At 46.7% G+C, this 15,645-nt stretch carries 14 protein-coding genes; 7 read left to right on the forward strand and 7 right to left on the reverse strand.

Going from position 1 to position 15,645, the window contains the following annotated elements; translation table 11 throughout:
- Positions 1 to 159 precede the first annotated feature (159 nt).
- From ACFOEK_RS16590 to ACFOEK_RS16600, 3 genes are all read left to right on the forward strand, one after another.
- Positions 160 to 1,431 (forward strand): HAMP domain-containing protein, encoded by a 1,272-nt coding sequence (locus ACFOEK_RS16590; RefSeq protein ID WP_386722586.1) that lies wholly within the window; start codon positions 160 to 162, stop codon positions 1,429 to 1,431.
- Between the two features lie 108 nt (positions 1,432 to 1,539).
- Positions 1,540 to 2,634: a cache domain-containing protein gene (locus tag ACFOEK_RS16595; RefSeq protein WP_386722587.1), complete on the forward strand. Its 1,095-nt coding sequence runs from the start codon at positions 1,540 to 1,542 to the stop codon at positions 2,632 to 2,634.
- Positions 2,631 to 3,194, forward strand: a complete 564-nt coding sequence (locus tag ACFOEK_RS16600) for a gamma carbonic anhydrase family protein (RefSeq protein ID WP_386722588.1) — start codon at positions 2,631 to 2,633, stop codon at positions 3,192 to 3,194. Before ACFOEK_RS16595 ends, ACFOEK_RS16600 begins: the two co-directional genes overlap by 4 nt.
- 31 nt (positions 3,195 to 3,225) lie before the next feature.
- Here the strand turns inward: ACFOEK_RS16600 and ACFOEK_RS16605 are convergent, their stop codons facing one another.
- The 7 genes from ACFOEK_RS16605 to ACFOEK_RS16635 form a co-directional block, all read right to left on the reverse strand.
- Positions 3,226 to 4,662 carry a substrate-binding domain-containing protein gene (locus ACFOEK_RS16605; protein ID WP_386722589.1) on the reverse strand — a complete coding sequence of 479 codons (1,437 nt, stop codon included), beginning with the start codon at positions 4,660 to 4,662 and terminating at the stop codon, positions 3,226 to 3,228.
- A 248-nt stretch (positions 4,663 to 4,910) separates the two neighbouring features.
- A complete protein-coding gene (locus ACFOEK_RS16610) occupies positions 4,911 to 5,768 on the reverse strand; it encodes a substrate-binding periplasmic protein (protein WP_386722590.1) in 858 nt (285 codons plus the stop codon).
- Positions 5,769 to 5,900: 132 nt separating this feature from the next.
- Entirely contained in the window at positions 5,901 to 6,743 is an 843-nt protein-coding gene (aroE, locus tag ACFOEK_RS16615; RefSeq protein ID WP_386722591.1) for a shikimate dehydrogenase, read from the reverse strand.
- Between the two features lie 4 nt (positions 6,744 to 6,747).
- A complete protein-coding gene (gene hemF, locus ACFOEK_RS16620; RefSeq protein WP_386722592.1) occupies positions 6,748 to 7,653 on the reverse strand; it encodes an oxygen-dependent coproporphyrinogen oxidase in 906 nt (301 codons plus the stop codon).
- A gap of 73 nt (positions 7,654 to 7,726) precedes the next feature.
- Positions 7,727 to 8,290, reverse strand: a complete 564-nt coding sequence (locus tag ACFOEK_RS16625) for a Sua5/YciO/YrdC/YwlC family protein (RefSeq protein WP_386722593.1) — start codon at positions 8,288 to 8,290, stop codon at positions 7,727 to 7,729.
- A gap of 248 nt (positions 8,291 to 8,538) precedes the next feature.
- Positions 8,539 to 9,801: a DNA-processing protein DprA gene (gene dprA / locus ACFOEK_RS16630; protein ID WP_386722594.1), complete on the reverse strand. Its 1,263-nt coding sequence runs from the start codon at positions 9,799 to 9,801 to the stop codon at positions 8,539 to 8,541.
- Between the two features lie 140 nt (positions 9,802 to 9,941).
- Complete coding sequence (locus tag ACFOEK_RS16635) at positions 9,942 to 10,988, reverse strand: LysM peptidoglycan-binding domain-containing protein (RefSeq protein WP_386722595.1); 1,047 nt, start codon at positions 10,986 to 10,988, stop codon at positions 9,942 to 9,944.
- A 185-nt stretch (positions 10,989 to 11,173) separates the two neighbouring features.
- Between ACFOEK_RS16635 and def the strand changes: the two genes are divergently transcribed.
- From def to trkA, 4 genes are all read left to right on the forward strand, one after another.
- Positions 11,174 to 11,689 carry a peptide deformylase gene (gene def, locus ACFOEK_RS16640; RefSeq protein WP_386722596.1) on the forward strand — a complete coding sequence of 172 codons (516 nt, stop codon included), beginning with the start codon at positions 11,174 to 11,176 and terminating at the stop codon, positions 11,687 to 11,689.
- Between the two features lie 99 nt (positions 11,690 to 11,788).
- On the forward strand, positions 11,789 to 12,739 hold the full coding sequence (gene fmt, locus ACFOEK_RS16645) for a methionyl-tRNA formyltransferase (RefSeq protein ID WP_386722597.1): 951 nt from the start codon (positions 11,789 to 11,791) through the stop codon (positions 12,737 to 12,739).
- A gap of 21 nt (positions 12,740 to 12,760) precedes the next feature.
- Positions 12,761 to 14,074, forward strand: coding sequence for a 16S rRNA (cytosine(967)-C(5))-methyltransferase RsmB (gene rsmB, locus ACFOEK_RS16650; protein WP_386722598.1), 1,314 nt, complete (start codon positions 12,761 to 12,763; stop codon positions 14,072 to 14,074).
- A gap of 171 nt (positions 14,075 to 14,245) precedes the next feature.
- On the forward strand, positions 14,246 to 15,622 hold the full coding sequence (gene trkA / locus ACFOEK_RS16655) for a Trk system potassium transporter TrkA (RefSeq protein ID WP_386722599.1): 1,377 nt from the start codon (positions 14,246 to 14,248) through the stop codon (positions 15,620 to 15,622).
- Positions 15,623 to 15,645 lie beyond the last annotated feature (23 nt).

Below are 15,645 nucleotides of genomic sequence, written 5' to 3' on the forward strand. Positions count from 1 at the left end.
TGGACTATCGTTCACACCATTTATTTATCTAGATGGTATCAGATTCCCCTTATTTCAATAGAGGACTTTTCTTTTATTTATTAAGCTCTAAGGAATCTCTAGAAGGTTTGAGTCTATACTTGATTTCAAAGTTTCATTAATAACTACAATATAATCATAATGACCATTCGCTCTCAGCTGCTCATCAGTTTTCTTATTACTTCACTGCTTCCACTGCTGTTGGTCATGTCGATCGCCTTATATCAGGGTGTTTCAGAAACTCACATGTTAAAACGCCGGGCCATGGTGGCCACCATTGAGCACGGTGCCGAATCCATTAATCGTTTTTTCACCGCCCGCATTGCCGAGCTATCCATGTACTCAGAACATGACGATGTACGTAGCATGGACTTTACCAAGATGCGGCCGTTTTTAATGAACAAGCTAGAACAGCACGACACCATTTACGAGAAGTTTATTGTCGGTACACCGAAAGGTTATTTCTATAACACCGCTGGGGGAAACCCTCATGTACAAGGCTTAAGAACCTTCGACGATACATCGCCCAAAGCCCGCCCCAAACACATTCGAAAACGTGATTACTGGAAGCGAATCATAGGCGAGAACAAAGACCAAGAAGCCCTGACCTATATCTCAAACCCCATGATTTCATACACCACGGGTGTAAAACAGGTGGTCATCGCCTCATCAATTATGGATCAAGACCTCGAGCTGGTGGGGTTACTCGGGGGCTCCCTACCTTGGAAAACGATTCACCAGCTGATACTAGAAACCAAAGCCGAAATTCTTCAGGAATTTCCTGATAACACCCGCTTCATGCTGATTTCCAAGAACGGCACATATTGGTATCACTGGGACCCGGAACGAGTGATCCGGATTGAAACAGATCAGGGCCAAGCCATCAAGAATGACATCGGCGAGAATCAAGAAAGAATCCGTAACATTCTCAAAGAACCCAGCGTACAACTGAGTAATATAGGCAGCAAAATGCTGTCCGGTATTTCTGGATCTGACTTCATCAGAGATCACCGACAAAACCTCGATGGCTATTTATTTTATGCACCAATTAAAAATGCCGGTTATTCGTTAGCTGCTTATGTAGAGGCTTCCGTAGTTCATTCGGCATCTAAAGCCTTGGTGTACTTCTACATAGTGCTGACGCTTGTCACAATCCTGGTTATCGTAAGTCTGTGGTGGTATTTGTCACGACAGATAACTCAGCCCTTGATTCAACTGAATGACACCTTGGAACACCAAATCAATCAAGAAGACTGTTCCCCAATTCCGATCAATGATCCCAAGGAAGTTGAAAACATCAAACATTCGGTGAACGCCTTACTGACTAAGGTTCGTTTTTTAACGTCAGCCAAAAACCAAGCATCGCAACCACACGCCCCGAAGGAAAAGCCTAATGATGCAGAGACCGAGTAAGCCAAACCTAAAGCCATAAAGCTCACATGAACCAAATTGCTACACTTACTATTGCACGCGAATTTAAACACCTACTTAAAAAACGAAGCGCAATACAGACGGAACAACATGGTTAACAACTCAGCCACGACGCACCTCAAATCAAAAAAAACGCGAACCAAACCGACGCGTTTTATTTTGGCCTGTCTGATTGCCGTTGCTGTCGGTCTTTTGATGGTACGCTCACTGCACGTACCTATGCTGCAAGCACAGCAACATCAGTCGTATCACCAAGCGTTGAATTCAGCCGCATCAGACATCGCTCACTTTATTGAGTCCCGCAAAGCCGAAGTACGCCTGCTCGCGGATTTACCTCAACTAGGTACTATGAACTGGCAAACCATTCAGCCTCTGTTAACAACGCGATTGAACGCAAAACATCAGGATTTTGAAAAGTTTGTGCTGGCGCTACCGAATGGTAATTTTTATTCCTCAGTGACAGGTAATCCACGTCAACAGGGCCTTGTCACTCAAAACGACGCAGACCCGTATTCTCCGAAAATTACTTTGTCAGAACGCGATTACTGGCGCGTGGTGTTGCATAATAATCTGGAACATCAACAAATTACCTACGTATCGAATCCGATGATTTCTTACAGTTCTGGAGTCAAACAAATCATGATTGCTTCCAGCATTCATCATCAAGGAAACGTTGTGGGTTTACTCGGCGGCAGCATTTCCTGGGATCGTATCACTCAATTGATCGATCAGATCAGCCCTGAAGCCACTATTGACGCCAGCATGGAAAATCACAAAACACGTTTCATGCTCGTCTCTAAAGATGGCAATTACTGGTATCACTGGAACCCAAAGAAAGTCATTCGCAAACAGACCGATCAAGGCGCTCATAACAACCCACAGGGAAGACCTTCGGCTTTGTTGTTCAATATCCTCGCCGAAGAATCGGAAGCGCTGAAAAGTCTCGGACGAAATATGGTTGCCGGTAAACACGGTCATACTCAGCTCACCCTAGACGGCCGAGCAAAAGAAGTCTTCTACATGCCGATTCAAAACACTAATTACTCATTAGCCCAAGTGGTCGACAGCAGTGAATACAAAACCCTGACTCGGCAATTCAATGTGTACTTACTTGTTGCGCTGATCGCCAGTATGATGGTCTATCTTTTTCTGGTGTATCTCATCCCAAAAGAGGAGGGCTCATGACCACGGATTTTCTCGTCTCTTCAATTCGCAATATTCGCTCATTCAAGAAATGGATCCCTAACTTTGGCACCCGATGTTGGGTCGATCCAAGTGCTCAAGTCATTGGTAATGTCACTATGGGCGATGATTGCTCGGTGTGGCCAACGGCAGTAGTGCGAGGCGACATGCATGCCATTCGCATTGGAGATCGTACCAGCATTCAAGACGCTTCGGTGCTGCACATTACTCACGCCAGCGACTACAACCCGGAAGGGCATCCGTTAATCATTGGCAACGATGTCACCTTAGGGCATCGAGTGCTGTTGCATGGTTGTACCCTCGGCAATCGTATTCTGGTTGGCATGGATTCAGTGATTATGGACGGCGCGGAAGTACAGGATGATGTGATTATCGGCGCGGGCAGTCTCGTCCCCGGAGGTAAGGTCTTGGAATCTGGTTACTTATACATGGGGCGCCCGGCGAAACAGGTGCGACCACTCAAAGAAAGTGAATACGCCTATCTGCTCTACACCGCCAAGAACTATGTGAAGCTTAAGAATGAGTATTTAGCTGAGCGTTAAGGGTGAACACACATTCACCCTTATCAAATACTTATTGCATCCAAACTTCAACACGACGATTTTTAATACGCTGAGTCAGAGAGTCATTACCCGCTACCTGCATCAACGCGCCATTGGCAACGGTCTGAATTCGGCTACGCTCGATTCCTTCTTTGATCAGCTGACGACGAACCACTTTTGCACGTAGTTTGGACAACAACACCGCGTACTCGTTTTTCAGACGAGGATCAGACGAGCCGATCAACACCACTCGTTTACTTTGATTGCCATCCTGGTTCATAAACTCAACCAAACGTTGAACATCGGCATAGGCTTTATTATCCAGTTGAGCCTTACCGTGCTTGAAGCGAAAGTTCATCGACAAACGATCAGCCCCCTCGACAGCATCTTGATAGTAGCTTGGCAAATCAGCGGACACTGCTAGGTTATGAGTTTCAATGTTCTGCGAAATATAACCAATCTCATCCACCAGCAATTGCCCTTGCTGACCCATTGCAAAGTTCAGGAACTCATCAACCATCGGTTTACGGTTGATCGGAGATGCGTATAAAAACAAACGGCGCGCTAGTGGGTAGTCTTCGGTACCCACCGTCAATCGCGTTGGATACATCGCAGGTGACGATTCACCATCGGCCACCGCCAAGAGCTTGCTGTCCCCCACCGAACTCAAACCAGAAAAGCCAATCGCATTAGGGTCTAGCGAGACCTGGTGTGACAACTCGTCGTTCGATACATAACGCTTTGCGGAAGGACTCAACTTATATTTTTTCGCCAAGACCAGGTTTTTGAAGGTATCCCAAGTACCCGATTCGTTATCACGTGCATGCAGATTTACAGGAAGATCCGAGCCGCCCAATTGCGACCAATTGGTGATTTGACCGCTGAACAATTGCGCAATTTCTGTCACCGTCAGAGATTTGATGGGATTCGACGGATGCACAATGATCGCCAAGCCATCAATGCCTATCACGAACTCGGCTTCTTTCGAAGTCATATTGCCCAGCTTCTGTAGCTTATCCACTTCTTTCATTTTGATAGGACGGGACGCCGCGCCGATGTCTGCGGTGCCCTTGACCAAACCTTTAAAGCCGGTGCTTGAACCGTATGACTCGATGCGAATCTGCACGTATTTTCCGGTTTCAGGGTTAACGCCTTTGATGTACTTATCGTACTGATCACGACCTGTGGTGATAGCAATATCCTGGATGCCTTTGGTTCGCATAAAGTCCACCGCAATGGACGGCGTCAACCGCTCACCCACGGTGTTCGACCCCTGCATATGAATCCAGGTCTCTGTTTTTTCTGGTAATTGATGGAAATCCAGTTGCGTCGTTGACGCCAATAACGCTGGTTGCGCGTTTGCATGAGCACTGGTCAACAGCAATGCAATCTGACACATCACCCAGATAAAAGCGGTAGAAGTCCAGATGATGAAATTGGTGATCGTAAGCGAATGTGCTGGTCTCATCGAATGCCCCAATAGTAATGGTTCGTTGAATTCGACAGACAGACAAAAATCTAGCGCTTTCACTTAATGAAGAAACAAATCATGGATTTGCAAGGAAACTTGTTCCAAAAGTAACTCGCGCTGAAGAAACTCAGTCCAACGTCTGAATGTCAGTCAGCGCGAAGAATAAGAAGGTTTTATGAAAGTTTTGTTAAACCCAAGCACTTTTCTCTGAGTTAAAGGTTACGATGTGTAATCCATAGAGATATTTATTCGCCAGATAAAGAATCCGGCTGCGCACTGTTCATCAATCCATTCCAATCACCGCCGCCTAAATACGTCTCATACACCTGATGAATATAACCTTGTTCAATTAACCGCTTTACCAACCGATCGTACTCTTTGATCACCCGGTTCTTCATAGGATGATTCGAGTGTTTCACAATCACATTAAAATAGGGTCGCTCAATGAGAGGCTTAGGCAAGTAAGCTATTTGATCTTGTAATCCCCGACGTTTGAGATCATAGAGTGTTTCCAGGGTATTCATCGGAGCCAAATCAACCCGTGACCTTAGCAGCATAGTAATCAACAACGTATGCTTACTTACCGGCATGATAGTCAACCCAGAATTCCAAAACTCAGGGGTATAGGCCCACTCATTTACTGCACCAATATCAGCACCATGAAGGTCCGATAAGCGCTCAAATTGATAGTTTGAATACTTATCCTTATGCACAAAGAAATGCCAGGACACTTTCTTGTAGGATTGCTGGGGATAAATTAAATAATCGGTTCGGGAGGGCTTAAATGAAAAGCTCATCACCATATCAATTCGACCAAGCTCAGCCTCTCTGATAATACGAGCGCCCGATTCAATCAATTGGATGTCATAATCAATGTCCAATTGTTTCATGATATGAGAGACAATACTGACATCAATGCCTTCAATACCGAAATCGGTCTTCATTTTAAAGGGCGGCTCAGACGTGCCAGCAATAATAAAAGGGGGGGCTTGGGCGGCGGAACTACTCGGGAGAGTAACAGCGGAAGCAAATAAGAGGACAAACACCTTTATCAGCATGATCAATAAACCATGCTTCTTTTTGGATTTTTTGGGGCGAAACACGTACAACACGCCTCTTTGATGATGGATAATAAATCACTCTATCATCAGTCTAGAAGTCTCCATGAATATCAGCAATATAAAGCCTGAATCTATTCAAAGAGACATCCAAGAAAGCGATCAAACCAAGAGCAATCAATTTGCTAATGACGCTCGAAGCGCTTGTAAAACTGGCTGGGTATCAGGTCTGACACCACGCCAGATAAAGAAAGATTCAGCGGCTTGCTCCACCAACATACCTAAGCCATCAATCACTTCAGCAGCACCTAACTGCTGTGCCCATTGATTGAACACCGTCATCTCAGCGCCGTACATCATGTCATAACACACACTGCTTGGCGTAATAACCGAACTCGGAATCGGCGGAAGTTCACCGGCAAGACTGGCCGAGGTACCATTGATGATCAAATCGAAACTGCCTTCTACATCAGCAAAGCCAACCCCCACAAGACAACCTAAGTCCGAGAAGTCGTCTGCCAGCTGCACTGCCTTACTAACCGTACGATTGGCGATTACTACTTCTTGGGGCTTCTCCGCCAGTAGTGGCTCCAAGATGCCCCTCACCGCACCACCGGCGCCCAACACCAACACTCGCTTGCCAGAAATGGCGACCTCATAGTTGACGGTAATATCTCGTACAATACCAACGCCATCGGTATTTTCTGCAAAGACACTGCCGTCTTCTCTAAACACTAGCGTATTCACGGCTCCGGCACGCTTGGCTCGCTCAGAAAACTCAGACGCATAATCAAAAGCATCTTGTTTGAAAGGAACCGTAACATTCAAACCTTGCCCGCCTTCGCTACGAAACGCTTCGACGGAACCCGCGAAGTCCTGTTCATTTCCTAAAACAGCGCGGTATTCAACGGGCTCACCGGTAATCTCGGCAAACTGACCATGAATCCATGGCGACTTACTGTGTTTGATCGGTGAACCAATAACGGCGTATAAGTCTTTGTTCGCAGGTGTCTCTGCCATTTTGTTATACCCAATCCTGTTCTTTCAAATAACGCTCGTACAGCTCAGCTTCTTCGCTGCCAGATTCAGGCTGCCAGTTGTAATCCCAGTGCACAATCGGCGGTAACGACATCAGAATCGATTCCGTGCGCCCACCGGTTTGCAAGCCAAAAATGGTGCCTCGGTCATAGACCAGATTGAACTCCACATAACGACCACGACGATAACATTGGAACTTACGCTGACGTTCCCCATACGGCATGTCTTTACGACGAGCGACAATCGGACGATAGGCCTCGATATAGCTGTTACCTACAGCTTGCATAAACTCAAAACTCTTATCAAAGCCCCATTCGTTTAAATCATCGAAGAACAAACCGCCAACGCCACGAGGCTCATCACGGTGTTTCAGATGGAAATACTCATCACACCACTTCTTGTATTTTGGATAGATATCGTCACCAAACGGTGCGCAGGCATCTTTGGCCGTTTGATGCCAGAACTGACAGTCTTCTTGATTGCCATAGTAAGGCGTTAAATCGTAACCACCACCAAACCACCAAACAGGGGCTTCGCCTTCTTTCTCCGCAATAAAGAAGCGCACATTGGCATGCGATGTTGGAACGTATGGGTTCTTAGGATGAATCACCAAAGACACACCTAAAGCCTGGAAGCTGCGACCAGCCAATTCAGGGCGATTAGCCGTCGCAGAGGCCGGTAATTGCGTACCGAACACATGAGAAAAGTTCACACCGCCTTTTTCAATCACGGCACCATCAGCAATGACACGAGTACGGCCGCCACCGCCTTGCTCACGCGTCCAGGATTCTTCTTGAAAGCTCGCTTGACCGTCTTCCTGCTCTAGGGCATTGCAAATGCGATCCTGTAAATCCAATAAATAGTCTTTAACGAGGGATACCATGTCGGTCATGTTGAACTCCAAAAAGCAGGTTAAAAATGTCTAATGTGAGCAAAAAACTTATGTCTGAAGGGTTAGTTAATACTTACGCGCGATAGACCTGATCGGTCAAAATGTCCCGAATGACCGACGGCTGTGATAAACCTAAGGTTTCACCTGGCATGACATAATCCAGGTACGGATACAAACGTGCATCTAATTGCTGTTTGCTTCGGGCAGGCTCTTTACCCGCCAAGTTGGCAGACGTTGAAATGATTGGGCGCCCAAAGCGATCGCACAGCTGTTTAATCAATGGATGGGATGATACCCGAATCGCCACAGAAGAGTGCTCACCTCGGCTCCATTCAGGCACCCAACCCTCAGGATCAGGCAGCACCCAAGTCACCGGGCCGGGCCAACTCATTTCCAATTTAGACAATTGAGTTTTAGTTAAATGATCCAATAACGGCGCAACTTGCATCATATCGGAAGCCACTAAGATCAGCCCCTTCTGCCATGGGCGTTGTTTCATCTGTAACAGGTCAAACACAGCGTAATCACACCAAGGATCACAACCCAACCCCCAAACGGCTTCCGTAGGGTAGGCAATGACACCGCCATTTTCTATCGCTTTAACAGCCAGACCTAAATGAACAGGAGAAACATACATGCTTGATTACTCTTCAAGGCAACAATTAATTACAAACAATGAATCAATAACAATAACTCAAAAAGCATCTATGAAGATGCTTAACAGCCAATAATGTTAGGTATTAACACAAAGTAGATATACAACTGATACGCATATCAGTGAACATTGTCGGATGATGCCAACGACGCTGCAAGTCCCTTGTTTAAAAACGGCGGTTTACGTTCACAAGAAATCATTCTAAATCACATACAATTGTTCATTCACAATCAGTGCGATTTTAATGCATAGCCACCTTGCTTGGACTCGATCACTCCGGTTAACTCCAGCATCAACAGCTTTTGACTCAATTCAGCCCAGCTCATGCCCGTTCGAACTATGATCTCGTCCGCCGACGCGCCCTGTGAGCCGATTGCTGAGAGGATCGGATCATCAGGTACACTGTGCTGAGATTCAGGCTGCACCGTTGGCTCCACTAAAGATAGCGGTGCCGAATCCACGACTAACTCAGAAGGCACAAGCGTTTGTGACCGAGAAATAATAGGCTGAACTGAAACATCTACTTCTCGTCTATGTTCCGTTTTGCGTTTGAGTTGAGCCTGATGCCCGGTTGCATATTCTTCTAAAATATCCTCCACCGATGTTACCAACTTGGCGCCTTGCTTAATCAGACTATGACATCCTTCTGCTTGAGGATTAGTGATCAAACCAGGCAGCGCAAATACATCCCGGTTCTGCTCTAAAGCACAGCGGGCAGAGACTAAGGAACCACTCTTTTCGGTCGCTTCAATGACAAGCACTCCTTGGCTCAAACCACTGATGATTCGATTGCGACGAGGAAAATAATTGGCTTTGGCTTGCGTTCCTAACGGATACTCACTGATCACACAGCCCGTCTCCATAATACGTTGCTTCAGTTGTTTATGAGAGGAAGGGTAGGTGAGATCCAAACCGGTCGCCACCACGGCAACAGTAGAAACAGCTGCACCTTCTGACACGGCTTGAAGCGCCCCTTGGTGTCCAGCACCATCAATTCCTAATGCCATTCCAGATACCACCTGCCAACCTTGATGCACTAATTGATACGCAAAACTGTGTGCTTGCTCTACACCGTAACGGGTGGCTTTTCTGCTACCAACCATCGCCATAGAACATGAAGCCATAAGACTTTGACGTTGCCCCAGTCCATAAATGATCACCGGCGCATCATAGATTTCTTTCAATAACGGCGGATAGTCCGGGCTTTGCCAATCCAAGACAAAACCGCCTTGTTGAACCCACTCAAGCGTCTGCTCTAACTTTGGTTTAAGCGCAGCGTCTATGTCTTGGCTATGTTCAGCCAACCAGTGCTTAGCCGATTTTTGTAACGGTAGATTCCGCCATTCCCCCGAAGCCAACAGAATTAAGATGTCTTCCGGTTGAGGGTAGACCGTCTGTAACTTCATCAAAGTTCGGCAAGAAATGCCTGGGATCAGGCTCAGCTTGAGCCAGTGTAAGGTTCTAGAAGAAAAGAACAGCGAAGGATCGTGCATGGCGTAACCTGTGATTGCGGCTGAATAAACAACCTCTCAGACTAAGCTGTTTTCTCTGGCTATAAAAAAACCGAAGGCATCAAACCTTCGGTTTTCTTGAAAGGTCATTCCTAGGAATGACCTCAGTTAAGCCTTAGAGCTTACGGATTACGAACTTCATCCAACAAAGAAAGTACACGCTTGGAGCGAAGAACCAGTCCGTAACTCACCTTATCAAATACACGGAAGATCATCAGCAAGCCAGCACGTTCCGCTGGTAATTCAACGGTTTCTTTAGCAAACGGATCTTTCACCAACGCACCTTTACGATAGATCGCAAGTACGTTACCTGGTTTGATCTTCTCACGCTCACCTTTGTTGATCACAACCACATCGTATTGACCAATCTGGCTCACACCACCCGGAACCGCAATGATGTGACCACGAATCTCTTCTTCAGGAGAACTAGGGTGGAAGACTGTTTCCAACTTAGTTTCTTCTGCTTCTAATAAGCGGTCACCAATGCGAATGTCTTGGTTAGTATCCGTTAATAACATGGTCAATACATCGTTGTTCTGTGCCGTTACTTTGGCCGAACCAACGTCCAATGCTTCATAACCCAATAATTCTTTGGTCACCGGATCAACGTATTGCTGACCACCGCGGTAGATACCGTAGCGTTTCAGTGGCTTCTCATCAAAAAGACCGCGAGCATAAACACGGTCATCTTTACCACCAATCAATTGGCCTTCTTCACCAGAAATAATATAAGGCGCTCGTAGCAGCTGTTCTTCCTCAACAATTCGGTTGTTGACGATGAAACTGTCAATTGCATCCATCGGAATAGAAGGAATCGCCGTATCAATTGGCGTGATACGGGCCGTTGGTGTCAGTTTCACTGTTCGGCCTTGCGCGCCTCGACGCAATACCGTGAGCTTGGCTTGGCCATCAATATAAACAAGACCAATGGTATCGCCAGGGAAAATTAAATGCGGATTTTGAATTTGCGGATTAATGTGCCAAATCTCTGGCCACAACCAAGGACTGTCTAGAAATTTCTCAGAAATCCCCCAAAGAGTATCCCCTTTGATCACGATGTATTTATCAGGATGTCCATCTTTCATTGGGTCTTGGGCAGCAAAATCTGCAGCCATGGCATATAAGCTAAGAAAACACCCAATGGCAACAGTGAGAAGCCTGTTCCACATTTCAATTGTCCTTATTGTTGTCTGGTGATGAGATTCATATAAATGAATACTTCGCCACAAGCGCTTTTTGTTTGAGTTCTTGCTAAAATAGCATCAAAACCTAACGAAACGCGCGAAAGATTATTGGCATTGCTTAATATTAGCAGCCAAATCTACAGATTTACTACCTAATTTAAAATCAAGTTATGTCAAAGCTCACAATTTTAGAATTCCCGGATAAAAGATTGCGTACCATCGCGACTCCCGTCGAAACGGTAGACGATGAAATACGCCAAATCATCGATGATATGTTTGAAACCATGTACGACGCACCAGGCATTGGTTTGGCAGCGACCCAAGTGGATATTCATAAACAAATCGTTGTCATTGATGTTTCTGAAGACAAGAATGAACCGCTTGTCCTTATCAACCCAAAAGTCGAAGTGCTTGATGGTGACCCGGAAAGTATGCAAGAAGGCTGCTTGTCCGTCCCAGGCTTCTACGAAGAAGTAACTCGCACGGCACATGTTAAAGTGCAAGCGGTTGATCGCAACGGTGATACCTTCGAGATGGAAGCAACAGGCCTATTGGCGGTGTGTATCCAGCACGAATTAGATCACCTGAACGGTAAACTGTTTGTAGATTATTTATCGACGTTAAAACGCAACCGTATCAAGAGCAAGTTAGAAAAAGAGCATAAGCGTCAGGCAAAACTCGCTTAGTGAATCTGTTGATCGCTAACCTGCATTTTATTGATCTGGGCTGAGCTTTCATCAAGCCCAGATTCCTTCTTTCGCTATCTGAGTATTTTCAGGGAATCTATGTCTGCCAGTCCTCTTAAAATCATTTTTGCCGGCACACCGGAATTTGCAGCCGAGTCTCTTAGAGCGTTACTTTCGGGCCCGGATGACGTCATTGCCGTTTATACACAGCCCGATCGTCCCGCTGGTCGAGGGCATAAACTGAAACCTAGCCCAGTGAAAGAAGTAGCATTAGAGGCAGACATTCCTGTTTACCAACCTCTGAACTTTAAAGAAGAGTCAGATCGTGCTGATTTGGCAGCACTGGATGCCGACCTTATGGTCGTCGCAGCTTACGGATTAATTCTACCGAAAGCCGTGCTGGACACTCCGAAATATGGCTGTATCAACGTTCATGCGTCAATTCTTCCTCGCTGGCGAGGTGCTGCGCCCATTCATCGTGCTTTATTAGCGGGTGACCAACAGACTGGTATCACCATCATGCAAATGGATGTGGGTCTGGATACCGGCGATATGCTGGCTAAAGCTTACACCGACATTCTTGATTCCGATACCAGCGCCAGCTTAGATGACCGACTTGCACAGCAAGGCGGTGAAATTCTATTAACGGCCATTGAACAACTCAAAGCAGGTACGTTAGCTCCGGAAGTTCAGGACGATACTCAAGCGAATTACGCACATAAGCTCACCAAAGAAGAGGGTAAGATTGACTGGACGGACACCGCAGAAAACATCGCCCGTAAAGTACGAGGCCTGTTTCCTTGGCCATCCGCTTATACCTTTATGGATGAGCAGAATATTCGTATTCATCAAGCCTCTGTGGCACAGCAAAAAAGCGGTGAAGCAGCGGGTACTGTCATTCAAAGTGACAAGTCAGGCATTTTCGTAGCGTCTGGTGATGGCGTTGTTTGCCTTGAGAAGCTGCAACTGCCAGGCAAAAAAGCCATGACGGCCGAACAAATTCTTAATGGCAACAAAAACTTGTTTGCCAATCAAAAGACCTTCGCCTAATTCCAAAGTTGATTCTCTTGTATGAAACACGCCTTACTTGCGAAATGCGCTCAACTGATTGCCCCGATCCTTAAAGGCCAGGGCAGTTTGTCTCAAACGTTGGAGCCTATGCTATCCAACCTTGATCCCTCGGAACGAGGTTTGGCTCATCAACTAGTGCTCGGTACATTTCGTCAAGGCCCTCGGCTAGAACGCATCGCCCAACAATTGCTACAAAAACCTCTAAAAGAGAAAGACCAAGACGTCTACGCCCTTATGCTTTTAGGCTTGTATCAGTTGGATTTCATGCGTACCGCCGATCATGCCGCCATCAACAATACCGTCGATGCCACCCAGAGCTTAAAAAAGCCTTGGGCAAAAGCCTTAGTGAATGGTGTATTACGGAATTATCAGCGTGATCAGCAAGCTATCTTTGAAAAGCTGGATAACGACATTTGCTTCCACAGCGCCTTTCCCGGTTGGTTAGCAAAACGCGTTAAGAAATTCTGGCCAGAGCAAAAAGACGCCGTCTATCAGGCAAGTAACAGCCAGCCTGCGGTAACCTTGCGAGTTAACTCATCAAAGACAAATACTGATGCCTATGCTGAACAGTTAAGCGGTGAAGGCATTGAGTTTCAACGTTCTCCCAAAACAGGGGTCATCACCCTCAATCAAGCCATCGACATCACCCAACTACCGGGCTTTGCTGAAGGATTAATATCCGTTCAAGACAGCGCCGCGCAGTTTGCCAGCCAGTTAATGGACTTAGCACCGAACCAGCGCGTGCTTGATGCCTGTTGTGCGCCTGGTGGTAAAACCTGCGCGATGTTGGAATCACAACCCAATCTTTCTCAGATGGTTGCCATTGATCTTGAAGCCGATCGACTGAAGCGGGTTGAGCAGAACTTGAGTCGTCTCAATTTATCAGCGGATCTCATCGCCGGAGATGTCAGCAACACTGAAGCTTGGTGGGACGGCCAATCGTTCGACCGTATTCTATTGGATGCGCCCTGTTCGGCCACCGGCGTTGTTCGTCGACATCCGGACATCAAGTACCTGAGACGTCCAGAGGACATCAATGCACTTGCGGATACTCAATTTCAGCTTCTGAATGCACTCTGGCCTTTATTAAACTCCGGTGGAGTTTTACTGTACGCCACCTGTTCAATCCTGCCGACGGAAAACGAACACGTCATTGATCGTTTCCTTAAACAACACCAGGATGTAAAGATCGTTCCTTTGGATCTACCTCTTGGTTTTGCTCAGCAACACGGTTGGCAGTTCTTACCCGAGCAACACACCGACACCACGCCAGGACATGACGGTTTTTACTACGCTAAGCTAATAAAGGCCTAAGGTTTTCAACGTCAGGCCAATTAAAAAGCGATTAGAAATACGGTTTAAAAAGCGCCCTCGGCCAAAAATAGAACCTTTCCTCTAATCTCCTTGTTTATTTTGAGGGTTAACTGAGTACAATGATTGCCCTTAACGATTTCGTAAACACGAAGAGCCCGAGTATTCATCCCTATGAAGATCATCATTTTGGGTGCAGGCCAGGTCGGCGGCACATTAGCAGCGACTCTGGCAAGTGAAGATAAGGACATTACGGTTGTTGATCTTGACGCCGGTCGCTTAAAAGATCTCCAATCGAAACTGGACATCAGCACCACTCAAGGGATGGGCTGTCATCCTAATGTTCTCAAACAAGCAGGCGCCGATGACGCCGACATGCTGATCGCGGTGACCAATTCCGACGAAATCAATATGGTGGCCTGTCAGGTCGCTTATTCCCTGTTTCGTACTCCGAACAAAATCGCCCGGGTTCGTTCCGCCAACTACACCAACTTAAAAGATGCTCTGTTCAAGAAAGACGCGTTTCCTATTGATCATGTAATCAGTCCGGAAAAAGCCGTCACCAACCACATCAAACGCTTACTGCAATATCCGGACGCTCTTCAGGTTCTGGACTTTGCCGATAAGAAAGTGCAGTTGGTTGCAGTCAAAACCCGCAAAGGCGGGCCACTGGTCGGGCATGAGTTAAAAGACATTCGTGACCACATGCCAAACATCGACACCCGAGTGGCCGCTATTTTCCGTAAAGACAGTCCGATCATTCCTCATGGCGACACCATCATTCAGGAAAATGATGAAGTCTTCTTCATTGCCGCCCGTTCACATATCCGCGATGTTATGAGTGAAATGCGTGAACTTGAAGGCTCTTATAAGCGCGTCACCATTGCCGGCGGCGGTAACATTGGTGAACGACTGGCGAAAGAAGTCGAGAATCTTTATCGCGTTCGTTTGATTGAGCGTAATTACGACCGTTGTGAATACCTCTCCAACACCCTTCATAAAACCATCGTGCTACACGGTGACGCTTCCAACCAGGAATTGCTGCTGGAAGAGAACATCGAAGAAACCGATGTGTTCTGTGCGCTGACCAATGAAGACGAAGCCAACATCATGTCGTGCTTATTGGCAAAACGCTTGGGCGCGCGAAAAGTGATGGCTCTGATCAACAATCCGGCCTATGTAGATTTAGTGCAGGGCGGCGCCATTGATGTGGCCATCTCACCACAGAACAGCACCATCGGCAGTGTCTTGAGTAAGATTCGACGCGGCGATGTAGTGAGTGCTCACTCACTACGAAGAGGCGCGGCGGAAGCAATTGAAGCCATCGCTCACGGAGATAAACGCTCCTCAAAAGTGGTTGGTCGTGCCATTGAAGACATTAAGTTGCCTGAAGGTACCACCATCGGCGCGATTGTTCGTGATGAGGAAGTGATTATTGCCCACCACGATACGGTGATTGAGCAAAATGATCACGTCATTCTGTTCTTGGTGGATAAACGCAAAGTGCCAGAAGTAGAGCGCTTGTTCCAACCATCTTTCATGTTCTTCTAACCACTCAAACAATAATAAACAGG

It is taken from the genome of Litoribrevibacter euphylliae, assembly GCF_042646085.1.
GTDB classification, from domain to species: domain Bacteria; phylum Pseudomonadota; class Gammaproteobacteria; order Pseudomonadales; family Litoribrevibacteraceae; genus Litoribrevibacter; species Litoribrevibacter euphylliae.

What these genes read in the sequence shown, in the direction of transcription:
- ACFOEK_RS16590 (WP_386722586.1), top strand. Translation starts at nt 160, where the DNA reads ATGACCATTCGCTCTCAGCTGCTCATCAGTTTTCTTATTACTTCACTG.
- ACFOEK_RS16595 (WP_386722587.1), top strand. Translation starts at nt 1,540, where the DNA reads ATGGTTAACAACTCAGCCACGACGCACCTCAAATCAAAAAAAACGCGA.
- ACFOEK_RS16600 (WP_386722588.1), top strand. Translation starts at nt 2,631, where the DNA reads ATGACCACGGATTTTCTCGTCTCTTCAATTCGCAATATTCGCTCATTC.
- ACFOEK_RS16605 (WP_386722589.1), bottom strand. Translation starts at nt 4,662, where the DNA reads ATGAGACCAGCACATTCGCTTACGATCACCAATTTCATCATCTGGACT.
- aroE (WP_386722591.1), bottom strand. Translation starts at nt 6,743, where the DNA reads ATGGCAGAGACACCTGCGAACAAAGACTTATACGCCGTTATTGGTTCA.
- hemF (WP_386722592.1), bottom strand. Translation starts at nt 7,653, where the DNA reads ATGACCGACATGGTATCCCTCGTTAAAGACTATTTATTGGATTTACAG.
- ACFOEK_RS16625 (WP_386722593.1), bottom strand. Translation starts at nt 8,290, where the DNA reads ATGTATGTTTCTCCTGTTCATTTAGGTCTGGCTGTTAAAGCGATAGAA.
- dprA (WP_386722594.1), bottom strand. Translation starts at nt 9,801, where the DNA reads ATGCACGATCCTTCGCTGTTCTTTTCTTCTAGAACCTTACACTGGCTC.
- ACFOEK_RS16635 (WP_386722595.1), bottom strand. Translation starts at nt 10,988, where the DNA reads ATGTGGAACAGGCTTCTCACTGTTGCCATTGGGTGTTTTCTTAGCTTA.
- def (WP_386722596.1), top strand. Translation starts at nt 11,174, where the DNA reads ATGTCAAAGCTCACAATTTTAGAATTCCCGGATAAAAGATTGCGTACC.
- fmt (WP_386722597.1), top strand. Translation starts at nt 11,789, where the DNA reads ATGTCTGCCAGTCCTCTTAAAATCATTTTTGCCGGCACACCGGAATTT.
- rsmB (WP_386722598.1), top strand. Translation starts at nt 12,761, where the DNA reads ATGAAACACGCCTTACTTGCGAAATGCGCTCAACTGATTGCCCCGATC.
- trkA (WP_386722599.1), top strand. Translation starts at nt 14,246, where the DNA reads ATGAAGATCATCATTTTGGGTGCAGGCCAGGTCGGCGGCACATTAGCA.